At 71.3% G+C, this 18,287-nt stretch carries 14 protein-coding genes; 6 read left to right on the forward strand and 8 right to left on the reverse strand.

All coding sequences use genetic code 11. From position 1 onward, the window contains the following. Positions 1-84: 84 nt before the first annotated feature. Together JAO81_RS16255 and hemL are read right to left on the reverse strand one after the other, a co-directional pair. Positions 85-777, reverse strand: coding sequence for a histidine phosphatase family protein (locus JAO81_RS16255; RefSeq protein ID WP_199548562.1), 693 nt, complete (start codon positions 775-777; stop codon positions 85-87). Next, positions 774-2,090, reverse strand: coding sequence for a glutamate-1-semialdehyde 2,1-aminomutase (hemL, locus tag JAO81_RS16260; protein ID WP_199548563.1), 1,317 nt, complete (start codon positions 2,088-2,090; stop codon positions 774-776). The genes JAO81_RS16255 and hemL overlap by 4 nt, the downstream gene beginning before the upstream one ends. A 236-nt stretch (positions 2,091-2,326) precedes the next feature. Here hemL and JAO81_RS16265 point away from each other — a divergent pair, with 236 nt between their 5' ends. After that, complete coding sequence (locus JAO81_RS16265) at positions 2,327-2,932, forward strand: hypothetical protein (protein ID WP_199548583.1); 606 nt, start codon at positions 2,327-2,329, stop codon at positions 2,930-2,932. A gap of 146 nt (positions 2,933-3,078) precedes the next feature. Next, positions 3,079-3,885, forward strand: coding sequence for a L,D-transpeptidase (locus tag JAO81_RS16270; RefSeq protein WP_199548584.1), 807 nt, complete (start codon positions 3,079-3,081; stop codon positions 3,883-3,885). Between the two features lie 73 nt (positions 3,886-3,958). Here JAO81_RS16270 and JAO81_RS43690 read toward each other — a convergent pair whose 3' ends face one another. Continuing rightward, complete coding sequence (locus tag JAO81_RS43690) at positions 3,959-5,134, reverse strand: DUF5979 domain-containing protein (protein ID WP_199548564.1); 1,176 nt, start codon at positions 5,132-5,134, stop codon at positions 3,959-3,961. 302 nt (positions 5,135-5,436) lie between these two features. On the opposite strand from JAO81_RS43690, the gene JAO81_RS16280 reads away from it, so the two are divergent. Next, a complete protein-coding gene (locus JAO81_RS16280; protein ID WP_199548565.1) occupies positions 5,437-6,354 on the forward strand; it encodes a YhjD/YihY/BrkB family envelope integrity protein in 918 nt (305 codons plus the stop codon). A 64-nt stretch (positions 6,355-6,418) separates the two neighbouring features. On the opposite strand, the gene JAO81_RS16285 is transcribed toward JAO81_RS16280, so the two are convergent. Further along, positions 6,419-7,012: a hypothetical protein gene (locus JAO81_RS16285; RefSeq protein ID WP_199548566.1), complete on the reverse strand. Its 594-nt coding sequence runs from the start codon at positions 7,010-7,012 to the stop codon at positions 6,419-6,421. Between the two features lie 318 nt (positions 7,013-7,330). Between JAO81_RS16285 and JAO81_RS16290 the strand changes: the two genes are divergently transcribed. Then, positions 7,331-8,428: a magnesium and cobalt transport protein CorA gene (locus JAO81_RS16290; RefSeq protein WP_233415434.1), complete on the forward strand. Its 1,098-nt coding sequence runs from the start codon at positions 7,331-7,333 to the stop codon at positions 8,426-8,428. Positions 8,429-8,525: 97 nt separating this feature from the next. On the opposite strand, the gene JAO81_RS16295 is transcribed toward JAO81_RS16290, so the two are convergent. Next, entirely contained in the window at positions 8,526-9,134 is a 609-nt protein-coding gene (locus tag JAO81_RS16295; protein WP_199548567.1) for a TetR family transcriptional regulator, read from the reverse strand. Between the two features lie 102 nt (positions 9,135-9,236). Between JAO81_RS16295 and JAO81_RS16300 the strand changes: the two genes are divergently transcribed. Beyond that, positions 9,237-10,691: an FAD-dependent oxidoreductase gene (locus tag JAO81_RS16300; RefSeq protein ID WP_199548568.1), complete on the forward strand. Its 1,455-nt coding sequence runs from the start codon at positions 9,237-9,239 to the stop codon at positions 10,689-10,691. A 93-nt stretch (positions 10,692-10,784) separates the two neighbouring features. Here the strand turns inward: JAO81_RS16300 and JAO81_RS16305 are convergent, their stop codons facing one another. Both JAO81_RS16305 and JAO81_RS16310 read right to left on the reverse strand, forming a co-directional pair. Then, complete coding sequence (locus tag JAO81_RS16305) at positions 10,785-11,600, reverse strand: NAD(P)H oxidoreductase (protein ID WP_199548569.1); 816 nt, start codon at positions 11,598-11,600, stop codon at positions 10,785-10,787. Next, positions 11,597-12,619, reverse strand: coding sequence for an NADP-dependent oxidoreductase (locus tag JAO81_RS16310; RefSeq protein WP_199548570.1), 1,023 nt, complete (start codon positions 12,617-12,619; stop codon positions 11,597-11,599). The genes JAO81_RS16305 and JAO81_RS16310 overlap by 4 nt, the downstream gene beginning before the upstream one ends. Before the next feature lie 950 nt (positions 12,620-13,569). Between JAO81_RS16310 and JAO81_RS42505 the strand changes: the two genes are divergently transcribed. Continuing rightward, on the forward strand, positions 13,570-17,388 hold the full coding sequence (locus JAO81_RS42505; RefSeq protein WP_233415435.1) for a BTAD domain-containing putative transcriptional regulator: 3,819 nt from the start codon (positions 13,570-13,572) through the stop codon (positions 17,386-17,388). A 65-nt stretch (positions 17,389-17,453) separates the two neighbouring features. Here the strand turns inward: JAO81_RS42505 and JAO81_RS16325 are convergent, their stop codons facing one another. Further along, complete coding sequence (locus JAO81_RS16325; protein WP_199548571.1) at positions 17,454-18,161, reverse strand: AAA family ATPase; 708 nt, start codon at positions 18,159-18,161, stop codon at positions 17,454-17,456. Positions 18,162-18,287 lie beyond the last annotated feature (126 nt).

The following is an 18,287-nucleotide window of genomic DNA, read 5'->3' on the forward strand; positions in this document are numbered from 1 at the left end:
ATTTGCCGGGGGGAGCTCCTGTGAGCGCGGGAGGGGCCGGCCCCCGTGAGGGTGCCCTCCCCTTCGCCCTCGTACGAACGCGAATCAGGCGCCGAACGCCTTGTCCTTGCCCTTCACCGGCTTGGCGCCCGCCCGCAGATGCGCGGGGACCAGATCGATGGCGGGCTCGCTGTAGCCGACCGACACGATCTTGTCGCCGCGGTACGTGAACGTGGTCAGCGAGGCGAGCGTGCACTGCCGCTTGCGCGGGTCGTGCCACAGACGGCGCTTCTCGACGAAGCTGCGCACGATCCAGATCGGCAACTGGTGGGAGACACACACCGCTTCATGCCCGCGCGCCGCGTCCTTGGCCGCGTCGAGCGCGCCCATCATGCGCACGACCTGCTCGACATACGGCTCGCCCCAGGACGGCTTGAAGGGGTTGACCAGGTGTTTCCAGTTCTCCGGGCGCTTGAGCGCACCGTCGCCGACGCCGAAGGTCTTGCCCTGGAAGACGTTGTCCGCCTCGATCAGCCGCTCGTCGGAGGCGAGGTCGAGGCCGTGTGCCTTGGCGATCGGGGTCGCGGTCTCCTGTGCGCGCTCCAGCGGGGATGCGACCACGTGCGTGATGTCGCGCGCGGAGAGGTGCTCGGCGACCCGGTCGGCCATCTGCCGCCCGAGCTCGGACAGGTGGTAGCCGGACAGACGGCCGTAGAGCACGCCGTCCGGGTTCTCCACCTCGCCGTGGCGCATCAGGTGGACGACGGTGATCTCGTTGTCGTCGTGCAGTGAACTCATGCCGTGGCCTCCGCAGCGGCGCGGGCGGCGGCGGGCAGGGCGTCCGCGATGCGCTGGACGGCCCGCTCGTCATGCGCCGTGGACACGAACCAGGACTCGAACGCGGACGGCGGCAGGTAGACACCGTCGGACAGCATCGAGTGGAAGAACGCGGTGAACCGGAAGGACTCCTGCGTCTTGGCGTCCTCGTAGTCGCGCACGTCCTGGTCGGTGAAGAACACCGAGAACATGTTGGACGCGGTCTGCAGCCGGTGCGCCACACCCTCCTTGGTGAGGGCCGCGGTCACGAGCGCCTGGATCTCGCTGGACACAGCATTCACCTTGGCATAGGCAGCGTCGTCGAGCAGCCGGAGCTGCGCGAGCCCGGCGGCGGTCGCGACCGGGTTACCGGACAGGGTGCCCGCCTGGTAGACCGGGCCTGCCGGCGCGAGGTGCGCCATGACGTCCTCGCGGCCGCCGAACGCCGCGGCCGGGAAGCCACCGCCCATGACCTTGCCGAAGGTCATCAGGTCGGGCGCGACACCGTCGACGCCGAACCAGCCGGCCTTGCTCGTACGGAAGCCGGTCATGACCTCGTCGGAGATGTACAGCGCACCGTTCTCGGCGCACAGATCCTTCAGGCCCTGGTTGAAGCCGGGGGCCGGCGGGACGACGCCCATGTTGCCGGGCGAGGCCTCGGTGATCACACAGGCGATCTCGCCGGGGTGCGCGGCGAAGGCGGCACGGACGGCTTCGAGATCGTTGTACGGAAGCACGACGGTCTCGCCGGCCTGCGCACCCGTGACCCCGGGGGTGTCCGGGAGCCCGAAGGTCGCGACACCGGAGCCCGCCGCCGCGAGCAGCGCGTCCACGTGCCCGTGGTAGCAGCCGGCGAACTTGATGACCTTGGCGCGCCCGGTGAAACCGCGGGCGAGCCGGATCGCGGACATCGTGGCCTCCGTACCGGAGGACACGAGCCGCACCTGCTCGACCGGGGCGATCCGGGCCACGATCTCCTCGGCGAGTGCGACCTCGCCTTCACCGGGCGTACCGAAGGAGGTGCCGCGGCCGACGGCATCCTGCACGGCGGCGATCACCTCGGGGTGCGCGTGGCCGAGGATCATCGGTCCCCACGAGCACACGAGGTCGACATACTCGCGACCGTCGGCATCGGTGAGGTACGGACCCTGACCGGACACCATGAAACGGGGCGTACCACCCACGGCGCGGAAGGCGCGCACCGGAGAGTTCACGCCGCCGGGTGTCACGAGGGCCGCACGGTCGAAAAGCGTCTGCGAAACTGGGGCGTCATAGGGAAAGCTCACACGAGCCATGGTGTCAGAGGCTCCGGACTTCCTGCGGACCGGTGATTCCCTTATCCGGCGGACGGTGATCGACAGCAGTCCCCGGACTGGCTGGGGGTCCGGGGGCGTCCCCCGGGAGAATGGAGCCCTCGTACGTTTCACCGGCGGGCCGTGGGGGAGGTCACTGTCACGATGATCGGGTTGCGCGGCGGGGGCGCTGCCGTCTACAAAGCGAGTCGGGCCACAAAGCAGTCTGGGTGAAAGATATGCATCGCGGTGGAGGGCTGGGCGAGGGGACCGGTGACCAGGGTGCCCTCGGACCGCGACGTGCCCGTCGGGGCAAGCACAGGCGCGAGGCGCATGAGAACGATGCACAGTCGGCCATCCCCCATGCAGGCGAGAATGCTGAGCACACGGGAATCAGGAGTGGCCGAGTGGGGGTGACCTACAAGTACTTCGGCGCCCCCGACGGGGCGACGGCGGCCCGCGTCCCGGTCACCATGCGCCCGGAGGAGCTCGGCGGCGATGAGCTCGGCATGGGCGGCATGTTCACCAAGATCAAGCCCGAGACGATGGCCGCGATGGTCCTCACCGGCATCGAGGGCATACCGCTGCACAAGGTCCCGCCGCTGGAACTGGTCGTCCTGCACCCCGACTACGCGGTGGTCAAGCTGCCGATGACCGTCGTCGACCCCCTTCGGGGCATCGGCGAGGAGGCCGTGGGCGCGGCCGCGTTCATCTGGTCGACGGTGCCGGACCGCGGGGGGCCGCGGGACGCGTTCAACGTCTACCAACTGCTGCACGAATGGCAGGACTTCAGCCACCGGCTGCATGAGGCGGGGCATCAGCCCTATTGCTTGGTGTGGCCCTGATCGGTCGCCTTGTGCGGGCTCTGATCGGTCGCCTTGTGTGGCACTGATCGCTCGCCTCGTACAGCCCTGATCCGTTTTCCGGAGTCGTCACGCGTGTGGCGTTGAGCCCGGTTTCCGTACGGCATGTGCACCGTGGACTCGTGTCGATGCTGAGACGGCCGAAACGGCCGTGGGCTGTGGCCCTGTGCGCAGGCCTGCTGGCGCTGGGCGCGGGTGCGCCGGCCGGAGCGGAACCGGCCGCGGGCGGTCCGCGGCGCCCCGCTGATCCGTTCCCGCAGTACAGCAAGTACCGGGACCTGCGGGAGCTCGAGCTCGTTCCGGCGAAGGACCAGGGAAAGACGCGGCTCTTCCCGTACTGCACCGGCGCCGCGGGCCCGTATCAGAAGGAGCTCGAGCGGTATCTGAAGCTGCGGCCCGTCGACGGGAAGCAGTCCGCCGCCGACTGCAAGGCCATCCAGAAATTCCAGCTGCGGCACCGGATCGCGCCGCAGATGGGATACGCGGGTCCGCACACCTGGGGCACCGCGAAGCTGCTGCACGCGAGGAAGCATCCGAACCTCGGCGGCAAGTGCCCCGTGCGGGCCGGGCGGCGGGTGGCGTGCGTGGATCTGTCACGGCAGCTGATGTGGGTGCAGCTGGGCGGGAAGGTCGTGTTCGGTCCGGCCACGATCCGCTCGGGAAAACCCGGGTATCGCACCCGTACGGGGACCTTCTCGGTGTATCTGCGCAGCGCGGAGCACACCTCCACGCTCTATGACGCCCCCATGCCGTACGCCCAGTTCTTCTCCGGCGGGCAGGCTTTCCACGGCCGGTACCGGACCCTCTATTACGAGCCGGGCTCGCACGGCTGCGTGAACCTGTCCTACCGGAACGCCGAGCGGCTGTGGAAGACGCTGCGGGCCGGTGACGTGGTGTACGCGTTCGGGAGCAAGCCGCCGGCTCCCAAGTCGTAGGCGGCGCGGGCGCGATGAAGGCCGCGCCCGGGGAGCGGGCGCGGCCTTCAGGGGGGTGACTGCCGTCCTAGTCCTAGTCCTTGTCCTTGTCCTTGCCGGGGATGTCGTCGGGCGACATCCCCGCGCCCTGGTTGGTCACCACGACGGAGACGGTCCTGCCCGCCACCACCTGGAACACCGGATCCTCGGCGCTCGCCTCGCCGTCGACCGCGTACGAGACCGTCCAGCCGCGCGGCAGTTCGCTCGCCGCCTCGCTGACGTTGCAGTACGTGCCGGCCTCGACGTCGGCGACGGTCACCGTCTCACCGGCGCTGAGCTCCACCTCGCCGGCGGACCCGTCCTCGCAGGAGTAGTCGACGGTGAACGAGGAGGGCACCCGGCCGAAGGCGGGCGGCACCACGTTCTTGGTGATCTTGAAGCGTGACTTCACGACCTCGACGTCGGAGAAGTCGTTGGTGATGACCACGTTGTTGACGCGGTCCGTCGAGACCCCCGGGGCCGGTGCGCCGGCCGGGAAATACGTCACGGTGGCGCCCTCCGGGAAGGAGTCCGTGCCCTGTTCGACGACCGTGCAGGTCGATCCCGAGGGGATGTTCCTGAGGATGTGCCGGCCGTCCGCGGTGGTGCCGATACCTCCACCGCCGCTGAAGGCCAGCGTCTCCGTGGCGGCGTCGCCCTCGGGATCGGTGCAGGTCACCACCACGGTGTACGCGGTCGGCAGCGGTTCGACCGGGCGGCCCTGCGGGTACACGACCCGCTTGAGCACGAGGAGTTCGCCCTCGATGCCCCTCGGCATCTGCTCGAAGTGGTAGCAGACGAAGTAGTGGCTGATGTCCGCCACGTTGCCGCCCGAGTTCCGGGGCGCGATGTAGTTCTGCGGGGCCGCGAGCCGCGGCGGGAGGTACGGGGACTTGTAGACGTTGGACGCGGGGCCGCCCTTGACGACCACGGCGTCGACGACGACTCCGGCGAGCTTGCCCGCGGAAGTGATCTCGACCTGGACCATCGTGGGGCTCGAACCCGTCCCCGTGGCCTTCACATACGCGTCGCCTGAGTTGTCGTTGTTGTTCCCGGAGATCTGCACATCGTCGGGGAAGCCGACCTGGGCGCAGGTGGTGAGGTTCTGGTCGACGAACGTCGCCCGGCTGTCGGAGGGCACCGGCTCCGGGGCGCCGGGCGCCGCGTACGCGGGTGCCATGCCGAGGACGAGCCCGGCCAGGGCGGAGACGAGCAGTCCGGTGGATCTCACGGTGCGAGGGGACGTGGTGGAACGCCGGCTGGCGCGGGTCATCGGCAATGCCTCTCGGTTCATCAGGTTTGTCCCGATACGGGCACATGATTCGCCATACGGGCACATGATTCGCCGCGCGGTGCCCCCAGGGACGGCGGCGCGCGCTGCCGCGGACCCGTGCGCACCCGCCCGCACGCGTCCACACCCCGATCGGGTCAGCACCCCGATGGGTCAGCAGCGCTCGCACCCGGCGCCCGTCGGCGCCTTGACTGGCCTTCGACGGCGCGGCGCACCGGCCGGCGGCACCAGTGGGAGGCGGCATGGCCTGGACGGCGCGGAAGGAGCGCCTGCGCGCCGGCACCGTGCGCCTTCACACCAACGCGGAACGCCTGCGGACGAGCGCCGAGGCGCGCTTCCCCGTCGTGGGTGAACTGACCCACCGGCTGCTGTCCGGGAACCTCCTGGACTCCGCCACCCGGCTCGCGGCACAGGCCTTCCTCGCCTCGATCCCGCTGCTCTTCGCGTTCGCCGCCTTCGCCCCGGACGGCGTCCGCGACCAGTTGCGGGAGTCCCTGCGGGGCCTGTTCGGGCTGACCGGGCAGGCCGACGGCGAGCTGCGGCAGGTGCTCGGCACCACGGGCGACAGCAGCCTGCGCGAGACCACCGGCGTCATCGGCCTGGTCATCGCCCTGGTCTCCGCGACGAGCTTCAGCCGCGCGATGGCCCGGGTGTGCGAGCGGGCCTGGAGGCTGCCGAAGGCCTCGACCAGGATCGCGGCCTGGCGCTGGCTGGTGTGGCTGTGCGCACTCGTCCTGTTCCTGGTGCTCCAGGGTCCGGTGCGCGACGGCTTCGGGGCCGGGATGTGGCTCGGCCTCCCGCTGAACCTCCTGCTCAGCACCTGTGTATGGCTGTGGACCCAGCACCTGCTGCTCGCCGGCCGCGTCGCCTGGCTCGCACTGCTGCCCGGCGCGCTGCTCGCTGCGGCCGCCACCAACGCCCTGGCGCTGACGGCGCGGCTCTACATGCCGGCCGCGCTGAACCGGGCCCTGGGCGAGTACGGCTCGCTCGGTCTCGTCCTGACCCTGCTGTCCTGGCTGATCGTGGTGTGCGCCGCGATCACCTTCGCGATGACCATCGGCGCCGTAGCGGCGCAGGAGCCGCCGCTGAACCGGCTGCTTGACGGAGGGCGGGGCACGCACCTCAAGATCCCCGACGACAGTGCGCGCGACGGCGCATGAACCTGCGGGGAGGCGGGCTCACGCGCCGTGCGGGCGGGAAGGGTTACGCGAGTGGCGATCAGGCCTATGTGGCCGGCGGGTCGAACCGCAGCCGCGGCTCGGGCGGGGTGTAGCGGATCTCGGGCTTGGCCGGGGCCAGGACCTTGCGGGCGCGGGCGCGGACCGTGTGCGGGGTGGACGCCAGCTGACGGCAGGCCTCGCACCAGGTGTCGGAGTGCCGGGCCGCACGCGTGGCCGCGGCGAGCTCGTCGAAGAACACCGGGTCGCTCTGGTGCGTCAGGCACTCGACCTCGTAGCGGTCGCCGCCCTCCGACGCTCCCTGGGCGTTCGCTGCACCGGCGGGCGCTCCCCGGGGCGCCGCTCCTGGTGCCGCGGCTCCTGGTGCCGCCGCGCGCGTGTCCCGCAGCACCACCCGGGCTCCGGTGTCACGCCGAGTGAACACACGCCCCTCGGCATCGAGTTCGGCCAGGGCCCGCTCCGCGGTCGCCGCGGCCTGCCGGTGTGCGGCGACGCTCTCCGGGGCCGGGCCGATCGCCTGGGCCGCGCGGGTCCGGGCTCTGTCGAGGGCGAGTTCCACCCGCCGGGCGCGCACTCTCGCAGTGGCCTGCAGCCTCTTACGACGGGAGTACTTATGGTCGTCCGGTATGCCGCTGCTCATTTCGCTTGCTCTCCTTCGGCTCCCCGAGCCTGCCGGAACCGGAGTGCTCCGTACTGCCGTGGGCCGGCGGTCGTGCAGCCGTAGTACGGCCGGAGTTCTCCGGGAGTCGACTGTAAGCAGGTTGCCGTAGGCCCGCATGCGCAATCCGATTCGTACCGTAATCACCGCAGGTCAAGGCCCTCATGGCGAGGGCATGGACTGGTGACGTACGGGCAGGAGCGTGGCAGGCTGCCCCGAAGCCGGGCAGTCCGGCGCACACAGCGATGACAGCGAGTGCCGCGCATACAGCGTGTACAGCGATCCGAGGGGACTCCACGCATGCCGATGATCCGCAGGCTGCGCCGCATCGTGCGCCGCGTGCAGCGCAAGGCCGTGGACCTCAGCCATCCGTCGCGCTCCCCGCTGGGCAGCGCGGTCGTCAACTGCGTGGTCTACCGGGGCGGCAAGCGGCAGTCGGGTTCCTGGGCGGGACTGGCAGGACCGGATGCCCTGCGGCGCGTACGCGAGGAGGGCGACGGCTTCGTATGGATCGGGCTGCACGAGCCCGACGAGCAGGAAATAGCCGCGCTCGCGGAGCCGTTCGGACTGCATCCGCTGGCCGTCGAGGACGCGGTGCAGGCGCATCAGCGGCCCAAGGTGGCGCCGTACGACGACACGCTCTTCGCCGTGTTCAAGTCGGTCTGCTACGTCGAGCACGATGAACTCACCGCCACCAGCGAGATCGTGGACACCGGCGAGATCATGGTCTTCACCGGCCGGGACTTCGTGATCACGGTCCGCCATGGCCGGCACGGCTCGCTCGGGCCGGTGCGCGAGGCCCTCGAAGCCGACCCCGAGCAGCTGGCCAAGGGGCCTTCGGCGGTGCTGCACGCGATAGCGGACTTCGTGGTCGACGAGTATCTGAGCGTCGCCGACGCCGTGCAGCACGATGTCGAGGCCGTCGAGACCCAGGTCTTCGCGCCGGACGCGGGCCGGGTGGACCCGGGCCGTATCTACCAGCTCAAGCGTGAACTCCTGGAGCTGAAGCGGTCGGTGGCCCCCCTCGCCCGTCCTCTCGCGGTCCTGGCGGAGCGGCGCAGCCCACTGATCGATCCCGGCGTACAGGCGTACTTCCGCGATGTCGGCGACCATCTGACCACCACCGTCGAGCAGATCGCGTCCTTCGACTCGCTGCTCGACTCGATCCTGCAGGCCCATCTGGCACAGGTGACGGTCGCGCAGAACGAGGACATGCGGAAGATCACCGCATGGGCGGCGGTGATCGCCGTGCCGACGATGGTGTGCGGTGTGTACGGGATGAACTTCGAGCACATGCCGGAACTCGGCTGGCGTTACGGCTACTTGCTGGTGGTCTCGGTGACGGCGGTGGCCTGTTTTCTGGTGCACCGGGGGTTCCGGCGCAGGGGTTGGCTTTAGGGGTACGGCTCCGGCGCATGGGCTGGCTTTAGGGGTACGGCTCCGACACAAGGGCTGGCCTTAGGCGTACGGCTCCGGCGCAGGGGGCGCTGCGGGCCTACGGCTGCGGTGCGGTCAAGTACCGCTGGACCGTGGGTGCCAGCCAGTCGACGACCTCCTCCCTCGGCATCGCGACGGCCACGGGGAAGCGCAGCACGAAGCGGGCGAGCGCCATACCGAGGACCTGGGAGGCGACGAGCGCGGCGCGGCGCGGGGCGTCGGCCGGATCGGGGCAGACCTGGGCGGCGATCGGGCCGATCTGCTCCTTGAGGATCTGCTGCATCCGCTCGGCGCCCGCGGGGTTCGTGGCGCCCACCCGCAGCAGCGCGGTGAGCACCTCGTCCTGCTCCCACCGGTCGAGGAAGTGGGCGACGAGCGTGCGGCCGACATGGTCGGCGGGCTGCATGCGCAGGTCCATGGGCGCCGGCAGGTTCAGGTCGATTTCCGCCGCGGCCGCGAACAGCCCCTCTTTGCTGCCGTAATAGCGCATCACCATCGACGGGTCGATACCCGCCTCCTTGGCGATCGAACGGATGGTCGCGCGCTCGTACCCGTCGGCCGCGAAGCGCTCCCGCGCCGCGGTGAGGATCGCGGCGCGGGTGGCGTCGGGGCGGCGGGGCGTGGCTTCTGGGGTGGGGGGCTTGCCGCGCGTCTCGGAATCCTGCATGCCAACAAGCGTAGGCCAACATGTGTTGACAGTCCACCGCGAGGCGTTCTACTGTTGCCAACAAGCGTTGACCAACAGGCGTTGGCATCCGAGGAGGCCGCAATGAACGGCACGACCGGCACGACCGAGACCCGCAGCACCGAGCAGCACGGCAGCACCACCGCAGACGTCGTGATCGTCGGCGCGGGCCCCACCGGCCTGCTCCTGGCCGGCGATCTCGCGGCGGCCGGGATACGGGTGACGGTCCTGGAGAAGCGCCCCGCCAAGATCAGCAATCTGACCCGCGCCTTCGGTGTGCACGCCCGCACGCTGGAGGTCCTGGACGCCCGCGGTCTGGCGGACGAGCTGATCCCCACCGGGCAGAAGCTCACTCAACTGCGCCTGTTCCGCTCGCTCTCCCTCGATCTCGCCGGCATTCCGTCCCGCTTCCCCTACCTCCTGAGCACTCCGCAGTACGAGGTGGAGAAGCTGCTGCACCGCCGGGCGACCGAGCACGGGGTGCGGTTCGTGCACGATGCCGAGGTCACCGGGCTGCGACAGGACGCCGACGGTGTGACGGTCGACGTCCGGGACAAGGACGGGGAGAGCTCTGCCTACCGGGCGGCCTATGCCGTGGGCGCGGACGGTGTGCGCAGCGCGGTCCGCGAGGCGGTCGGGCAGCCCTTCCCCGGCAAGTCGGTGATCAGCTCGATCGTCCTTGCCGATGTGCTCCTGGAGAGCGAGCCCGACCTGACCGTGGCGGTCAGGGGCGGCGAAGAAGCCTTCGGCTTCATGATCCCGTTCGGTGACGGGTACTGGCGGGTCGGCGGCTGGAACCGCGAGCGCGCCGAGATCCCGGACGACGCCCCCACCTCGCTCGACGAGCTGCGCGACATCATCCGCCGCGCCTTCGGCTCGGACTTCGGGATGCACGACGAGCGCTGGATCTCCCGCTTCCACAGCGACGAGCGGCAGGTCCCGCAGTACCGCACGGGCCGGATCTTCCTCGCCGGCGACGCCGCGCACACCCACTCCCCCGCGGGCGGCCAGGGCATGAACACCGGTCTGCAGGACGCCAACAACCTGGGCTGGAAACTGGCCGCGGTCCTCAACGGGCGGGCGCCGGACAGTCTGTTGGACTCCTACCAGGACGAGCGCCACCCGGTGGGCTCGGCGGTGCTGCGCAGCAGCGGCACGATCGTACGCCTCGCGATGGCACACAACCCGGCCCAGCTGGCGGTGCGTTGGCTGGCATCCAAGGCGCTCAACCATGCGGCACCGCTGCAGCGCAAGGCGATCGGCCAGATCACCGGTATCGGCTACGCCTACCGGGCGCCGCGCGGGTCCCACGCCCTCGTCGGCCGGCGCGCACAGGACGGACAGCTCGCGGACGGCAGCCGGCTGTACGAGGCGCTGCGCAGCGGACAGTTCGTGTTCATCGCACCGAAGGAGACGCCCCTGCCGGCCGAGCTTCAGTCGCTGGCCGGGGAGGAGTGCATACGGGTGCAGTGGGCGGATGAGCGGGAGTTGATGATGCTGGTCCGGCCTGATGGGTATGTGCGGTGGGCCCGGGACTGAGCCGGGACTGAGCCGAGGCCGACCGGGGACCTGGCCGGGCGGGCGGGATGACCTCCCGCCCCCCCGGTGCGCCGCTTCGGATGCCGGCGGCGGTCAGGCGAGAAACTCCTCCAGAGCCCCGGCCGCCGATTTGACGGCGGACTCGTCGGCGTTGAGCGAGTCGTGGAGGAAATGCACCGCCGCGTCGGCGATCCCGCAGTACTCGGATATTCCCGTCCGCAGCACATGGGTGACCGTCCGGTCCCAGCCGAGCGAGGTGAAGTCGGCCTCGGTGTAACTGACCGCCGTCAGCCAGAACATCCGCTTCCCGGCCAGGCGCGGCCGGCTGCGGCCGTAGGCGAAACCGTGATTCCACACCCGGTCGATCCAGCCCTTGAGGATCGCCGGCGGACCGAACCACCACAGGGGGAAGACCATGACCATCACCTCGGCCGCTTCGACGCGCCGCATATGGGCGTGCACCTCCGCGGAGTACGTCTTGTCCCGGTCCGCCCAGTCGGGTTCGTCCTCGGGACCCAGCCTGGGGTCGAAGTCCTCGCGGTACAGATCGAGCACGTCGACCGTGAACCCTGAGCTCTCGAGCCGGACTTGAGCCTGCCGCGCCAGCTCCGCGGTGAGCGAGTCGGTGCGGGGGTGGGCCACCACGAGGAGGGCGGTGCGGCTCTCACCGGCGGGAGTGCTGCCGGTGGAGGTTCCGGTACCGGTGGAGGTTCCGGCGCCAGTGGAGGTTCCGGTACCGGTGGAGGCTCCGGTACCGGTGGAGGCTCCGGTACCGGTGGAGGCTCCGGTACCGGTGGAGGCTCCGGTACCGGTGGAAGTTCCGGCGCCGGTCGTGGGGGTGGCACCGGCCGACGGCGTCGCACCGGTCGAGGGGGTGGCACCGGTCGAGGGGGTGGGCGCGGGGCTCATCGGGCCGCCTCCAGACGGACCAGCATCTTGCCGGTGTTGGCGCCGCTCAGCACACCGAGGAAGGCGCCGGGTGCCTGCTCGATGCCGTCCACGACGGTCTGTTCGGTGCGCAGTGAGCCGTCGGCGAGCCAGCCCGCGGCCTTGCCGATCCACTCGGGGAAGAGGTCGAAGTGACTGCTGACGAGCATGCCTCGCAAAGTGGCCTCCTTGGCCGCGGCGCGGAACAGGTTGTCGGGACCGGGCGTGGGGGACTCGGCGTTGTACCCGCTGATCGCGCCGACCAGGGCGATCCTGCCGCCGGTGCGCAGAGCACCGATGGCCGCCTGCAGATGGTCACCGCCGACGGCATCGAGATAGACGTCGATCCCGTCCGGTGCGGCCTGGGCGAGCTGCTCGTCCAGAGCGCCCTGGCGGTAGTCGAGCGCGGCGTCGTAACCGAAGGTGTCGAGCAGCTTCTTCGTCTTGGCGGGACCGCCGGCGGAGCCGATCACCTGGGAGGCTCCGAGCTTGCGGGCGAGCTGCCCGGCCACACTGCCGACGGCGCCGGCCGCGGCGGAGACGAAGACGACATCGCCCTCTTGCACGGGGGCGGTTCGCGTCAGGGCCGCGTAGGCGGTCAGACCCGTCGTGCCCAGCGGGCCCAGCCATGCCTCGGGCGGGGCGAGTGCGGGGTCGACGACGGTGGCGGCGGCCGCGTCGAGCAGCGCGTACTCGCGCCAGCCCAGGAAGTGGGTGACGGTCGCGCCGACCGGCACGGACTCGGCGCGCGAGGCGACGACCTCACCGAGTGCGCTGCCTTCGAGGGCGGCGCCGAGGGCGAAGGGAGGGATGTAGGAGGGGACATCGTCCATACGTCCTCGCATGTACGGGTCGACGGACATCCAGGTGTTGCGCACCACGATCTGCCCGGCACCGGGCTCGGGCACGTCCACGGTCGCCAACTCGAAGTTCTCGGCGCCCGGTTGGCCCGACGGGCGGGCGGCGAGGCGAATCTCACGGGAGCGCAGAAGGGAGGACATGACTTCTCATCTCGGTCCAAGGTAGCCCGCAGCCTCTTGGCAGCACACGGACTTGCGGCTCCCCGCCGGATGGGCGGGAAGGTGACCGCTCTCGATCACGCAAACCACAGTGCGCCGGGCCACGCACGAACGACTGACGGTTTACGCATGGGGTGGCGTGAGGGGGCGCCGGGGGGGCGCGGGGGTGGGGTGAGGATGAGACGGCGAGGGTGCTGAGGGTGCTGTGGCTAGGAGGGGTGAGGCTGATGGTGGGAGAGGTGAGGCTAGGAGAGGTGAGGCTGATGGTGGGAGAGGTGAGGCGGGGAGGGGTGAGGCTGAGCAGGTGAGGCGGGCAGAAGGGTTCGGGGGGAGGGTTTCGGAGGGGTTGAGGGTTCGGAGGGTGAGGGTTCGGAGGGGCTGAGGATTCCGAGGGGCTGAGGGTTCGGAGGGGCTGAGGGGTGAAGTGGTCTGGGAACCAGCTCCACCCGTCGGCGACCGCTCTCACGGGTCGTCTCCCCACTCGGGCCACCACCCGGGCCACCTCTCGCTCGTAGACCGTCACCCCGCCCAGGCACTTCCCTCACGACCCACTACCCCGGGCCACCCTCGTAAGCCGTCGCCCCTCCCAGGCACTCCCCCTCACAACCACCACCCCGGGCCACCCTCGTAAGCCGCCGCCCCTCCCAGGCACTCCCCTCACGACCCACTACCCCGGGCCACCCTCGTAAGCCGCCGCCCCTCTCAGCTCCTCCCACTCGCGCCCGCACCTCCCACCCGCACCCCACCCACCCGAGCCAGCACCACCCACCCGCACCCCACCCACCCGAGCCAGCACCACCCACCCCCACCCGCGGATCGCTCCCCACCTCGGGCCGGCTCGGCCATGGGCTGTGCGCGCAGGGCGTGGTCCGGGCGTGGTCCGGATGGTGGCTGCTGACTCGCCTTGTGGGCAGCCCAGTTAGCGTGGGGGTATGCGTTTCGAGGTGCTGGGGAGCCTGGGTGTGCGGGCGGGGGACGGAGCGGCGGTCGCCGTTCCCGAGGCCAAGGTGCGGGCGCTGCTCGCCGTGCTCCTGGTGCACGCGGGGCAGCCCGTCGGTGTGGACCGGATCGTCGAGGATCTGTGGGGCGCGTCGGCGCGGCCCGGGAATCCGGCCAACGCCCTGCAGACGAAGGTCTCCCAGCTGCGCCGGGCGCTGGAGAAGGGCGAGCCGGGCGCGCGGGCCCTGGTGGAGTACGGTCCGGCCGGCTATCGGCTGGGGGTGACGGAGGAGGAGGTGGACGCGGGCCGTTTCGGTCAGCTCGTCGCGCGGGCGCGGCAGGCCGGGGACCCGCGGATACGCGTTGCGCTGCTTTCGGATGCCCTGAGGTTGTGGAGGGGGCCCGCCTTCGATGGATTCCGGGACGCGTCGTTCGCCCAGGCCGCGATCGCGCGGCTCGAGGAGCAACGGATCACTGTCCAGGAGGAGTTGGCGGGACTGCGCGTCGAGCTCGGTGAACATGGGCTGCTGGCGGACGAGTTGACGGACCTGGTGGCCGAGCACCCGTTGCGCGAAGGGCTGCGGGCGGTGCAGATGCGGGCGCTGTACCGGTCGGGGCGGCAGAGCGAGGCGCTCGCGGCGTACCTCGAACTGAGCAGGCACCTCGCCGACGAGCTGGGGGTCGACCCTGGCCCTGAGCTGCGCGAGCTCTACGAGGCGATGCTGCGCCAGGACCCGCACCTCGCCCCCACGACCGCACCTGCCCCTTCGGCGCCCCGCCCGTCGACCAACCTGCCCGCACGCACGGACACGGTGATCGGACGGGAGCCGGCCGTCACACGGATCTGCGCCCTGCTCGCCACCGAACGCCTGGTCACCCTCACGGGCCCGGGCGGCGTGGGCAAGACCCGCCTCGCGACAGAGGCAGCAGCCCGCCTCGTCCCAGCTGCTTCGGCACCGGCGTCTGCGACTGCGGCTGGCGCTGCGTCGGCTCCTGCGTCGGCTCCTGCTCCTGCTCCTGCTCCTGCTTCGAGGCTGGTCCCGGGTGCTACGGCTGGTTCGGCTGCTTCGACCACAGGGCAAGGCCTAGTTGCTTCAGTTGCAGGGCTGGACCCAATTGCTTCAGCCCCTGGGCTGCGCCCGGCCACTTCAGCTGCGGAGCTGGCCCGGGACGCGTCAGCCACCAAGCCCTCCCCCGCCGCTTTCGCCCCGCAGTCCGGCCACCCACCCGCCTCCGCCGCGCAGTCCGACCCGCCTGTTTCTGCTGCCGCCCCGGCCCCCACGACAGCTCCCGCGCCCACCCCAGCAACCGCCGCCCAGCCGTGGCCCCAACTCCCCGACGGGGTCTGGCTGGTGGAGCTGGCGGGAGCACGGAGGGACCCGGTTGACGCGATCGCGGCGGCACTTGGCATACGAGACGAGCCCTCGGCCGAGCCGACGCCACAGCCGCAACCACAGCCACAGCCACAACCCCATCTCCCTCCCCAATCGGCAACGAACCCGACACAGCGGGACACCCCGTCCGCAACGCAAGGGGACGCACCCCAAACCGACCGCGCCTCCCGCCTGCTGCGCGCCCTCGCCTCACGTGAACTGCTGCTCGTCCTGGACAACTGCGAGCACATGGTCGACGCGGTCGCCGCGCTGGTCGGCCGGCTGCTGCGCGCCGCACCAGGCGTACGGGTCCTCGCCACCAGCCAGGAGCCGCTGAACGTCTCCGGTGAGACGGTGGAGGCCGTCGCCCCGCTCGAAGGACCCGAGGCCGTCGCCCTGTTCGTGGCACGGGCCGCGTCCGCCGCGCCCGGGTTCACCCTCACCGCCGCCAACCGCGAGTCGGTCGAGCTCATCTGCCGCCGCCTCGACGGCATCCCGCTCGCACTCGAACTCGCGGCGACCCGCGTCCGTGCTCTCGGCGTCGAAGCACTCGCCGACCGGCTGCACGACCGCTTCCGTCTGCTCAGCCAGGTCCGCCGGGACGCACCAGCCCGCCAGCGCACCCTGCGCGCGATGATCGACTGGAGCTGGGAACTCCTCGGCCCGCCCGAACGCGCCGTACTCCGCCGACTCGCCGTGTTCGCGGGCGGGTTCACCCTCGACGCCGCCGAAGCCGTCTGCGCCGAGCCCACGCTTCCCCTCGGCCCGGCTCCCGCGCATTCCCTAGACCCGGCACCCACGCTTCCCCTCGGCCCGGCTCCCGCGCCCGCCCCCACCCCGGCCACCAGGCCCCACCCCGACCCGACCCCCGACCAGCAGCCCACCCCCGAGGACATCCTCGACCTCGTGGCCCGGCTCGTGGACCGCTCGCTGGTGACCATGACGTACGACGGACAAGGCGCCCGTTACCGCATGCTCGAGTCGGTCACGGCGTACAGCCTGGAACAGCTGGCCGCGTCCGGCGAGGAGCAGGCCACCCGCGACCGGCACGCGCGGCACTACGCCGAACTGGCCGAACGCGCCGCCCCCTTGCTGCACGGCGGCGAACAGTGCACCTGGCTGCGCCGGCTCGACGCCGAGTCCCTCAATCTGCACACCGCCCTCGACCGCACCCGGGACCCGGCGCTCGCTCTGCGCATCGTCAACTCCCTGACCTGGTACTGGTACTTGAGCGGCCGCCTCAGCGAGGGCCTGTCCCACCTGAACCACGCGCTCACCACCGCAGAGGCCCAAGCCCACGCGCTCACCACCGCAGAGGCCCAAGCCCACGCGCTCACCACCGCAGACGTGCCTCACCCCTGCGCACCCCCCACCCCACCCACCCTCACCGCCGCCCTCACCGCCACCCGCATCCGCCGCGCCGCGCTCGCCCTCATCACCGGTGACGCCTCCCACCAGAGCGACCCCTTCGAGGGCGCAGACGCCCGCGGCCGCTGGCTGCTCGCCTACGCACGCTGCGGCTTCACCCACCTGCCGGACCGCGGCCGGCTGCACGCCCTGGAGACCGAGTTCCGCGCGCTCGGCGACGCCTGGGGCGAGGCCGCGGCGCTCAGCACCTGGGCCACACGCTCGCTGTACGAGGGTGACCTGAGGTCCCTGCGCGAGGCCGCCGAGGCCGCGGCCGGCCGCTTCACCGCCCTCGGCGACCGCTGGGGCCAGGCGCAGGCCACCGAACTCCTCGGCGTACTCGCGGAGATCACCGGTGACTACCCGGCCGCGGCCCGGCTGCACGGCGAGGGCCTGCGGGTCGCCGAGGAGCTGCGACTGTGGACCCAGGCGTCGTTCAGCCTGTCGCGCCTGGGCCGGATCGCCCTGCTGACAGGGGAGTTCGACCGCGCGACGGAGTATCACGAGCAGGCCGCGCGGCTGGCCGCGGATCAAGGGCACGCGCCGGCCCGCCAGTTCGCCGAGATCGGTCTCGCGCTCGGCGCCCGCCACCGCGGCGACCTCGACACCGCACAGTCGCTCCTCGCCCCCTGGCTCGACTGGAACCGCCGGCTCGGCGTCGACTCCGGTACGGCACTGCTGCTCGCCCAGTCCGGATACGTGGCCGAGCTGCGCGGCGACCACGAGCTCGCCGAGTCACTGCACGCCGAGGGCCTCAGCGCGGCCCGTCGCACCGGTGACGCACGGGCGATCGCGTTCGCCGTCGAGGGCCTCGCCGGTGCGTGGTCGGCGAGCGGCGCGGCCGGACGCGCGGCCGAAGCCCTCGGCACCGCCGGGGCCCTCCGCGCCTCCGTGGCCTCCCCGCTGCCGCCCGGCGAACGCACCGACGTCGACCGCGCCGCGGCCCGCGCCCGCGCCGCCCTCGGCGCCGACGCCTACACGGCCGCGTACGAACGCGGGTACAAGACCCCGCCGGCCGACTTCACCCCGTAACCCGGAAACCGCCCGAACCCCCAACCCCCAACCCCCCTCACCCCTCACCCCTCACCCCACCCCCCTCACCCCACAATGTGCCGCAAATAAGCCCCCGGATCCCCCAGATACCTCCGCCAGTGATCCACCAACTCCAGCTCCCCCCAAGCCACCCGCCGCATCCCGTGCTCCCCCACCTCGACGATGTCCGCTCCCGGCAGGGCGGTGAGCAGCGGGGAGTGCGTGGCGCAGACGATCTGGCCGCCCGCGCGGGTCAACTGGTCGATATGGCCGAGCAGTTCGAGACACGAACCGAACGACAGCGCCGACTCGGGCTCATCCATCACGTACAGCCCGGGCTTGATGAACTTGTCGCGGAACGCGACGAGGAACCCCTCCCCATGGCTGCGCTCATCCGGCGCCATGCGCTCGCGCCGGAGCGCGTCCAGCGCCGTCTCCGCCCGCAGGAAGAACCCCTTGCGCGCCGACCAGCTGCGCATCATCTGCCGCCCGCCGGCCGCCGGGTCGAACCGCAGCCGCTCGCCGAGCGCGGACTTGGTCCGGTGGCTCGCGTACTGCCAGTCGTGCGATCCGCCGTACGGATCGAGTCCGAAGGCCTCGGCGAACGCCTCGACCAGCGTGGACTTGCCCGAGCCGTTCTCCCCCACCAGGAACGTCACCGGCGCCGTGAAGCGCAGCCCCTCGCGCAGCAGCTGCCGCACACAGGGCACGCTCCACGGATACTCCCCGGGGTCCTCCCCGTCCACATGGGCATACGCACGCTCGACGATCACCCTTCGAGAGTGCCACGGGGGTACGACAACGGCCCGCGGCAGCCGAAGGCCCCGCGCCGGTCACCACGGGAGACCCAGGGGAAACCCCGGTCTCAGAAGAAGAACGAGTCCCCCGTGGGCCGGGTC

Source organism: Streptomyces sp. N35 (genome assembly GCF_016464295.1).
Lineage (GTDB): Bacteria > Actinomycetota > Actinomycetes > Streptomycetales > Streptomycetaceae > Streptomyces.

Coding starts and splice junctions, on each gene's coding strand:
- JAO81_RS16255 (WP_199548562.1), bottom strand. CDS start 777: ATGAGTTCACTGCACGACGACAACGAGATCACCGTCGTCCACCTGATG.
- hemL (WP_199548563.1), bottom strand. CDS start 2,090: ATGGCTCGTGTGAGCTTTCCCTATGACGCCCCAGTTTCGCAGACGCTT.
- JAO81_RS16265 (WP_199548583.1), top strand. CDS start 2,327: ATGCATCGCGGTGGAGGGCTGGGCGAGGGGACCGGTGACCAGGGTGCC.
- JAO81_RS16270 (WP_199548584.1), top strand. CDS start 3,079: ATGCTGAGACGGCCGAAACGGCCGTGGGCTGTGGCCCTGTGCGCAGGC.
- JAO81_RS16280 (WP_199548565.1), top strand. CDS start 5,437: ATGGCCTGGACGGCGCGGAAGGAGCGCCTGCGCGCCGGCACCGTGCGC.
- JAO81_RS16285 (WP_199548566.1), bottom strand. CDS start 7,012: ATGAGCAGCGGCATACCGGACGACCATAAGTACTCCCGTCGTAAGAGG.
- JAO81_RS16290 (WP_233415434.1), top strand. CDS start 7,331: ATGCCGATGATCCGCAGGCTGCGCCGCATCGTGCGCCGCGTGCAGCGC.
- JAO81_RS16295 (WP_199548567.1), bottom strand. CDS start 9,134: ATGCAGGATTCCGAGACGCGCGGCAAGCCCCCCACCCCAGAAGCCACG.
- JAO81_RS16300 (WP_199548568.1), top strand. CDS start 9,237: ATGAACGGCACGACCGGCACGACCGAGACCCGCAGCACCGAGCAGCAC.
- JAO81_RS16305 (WP_199548569.1), bottom strand. CDS start 11,600: ATGAGCCCCGCGCCCACCCCCTCGACCGGTGCCACCCCCTCGACCGGT.
- JAO81_RS16310 (WP_199548570.1), bottom strand. CDS start 12,619: ATGTCCTCCCTTCTGCGCTCCCGTGAGATTCGCCTCGCCGCCCGCCCG.
- JAO81_RS42505 (WP_233415435.1), top strand. CDS start 13,570: ATGCGTTTCGAGGTGCTGGGGAGCCTGGGTGTGCGGGCGGGGGACGGA.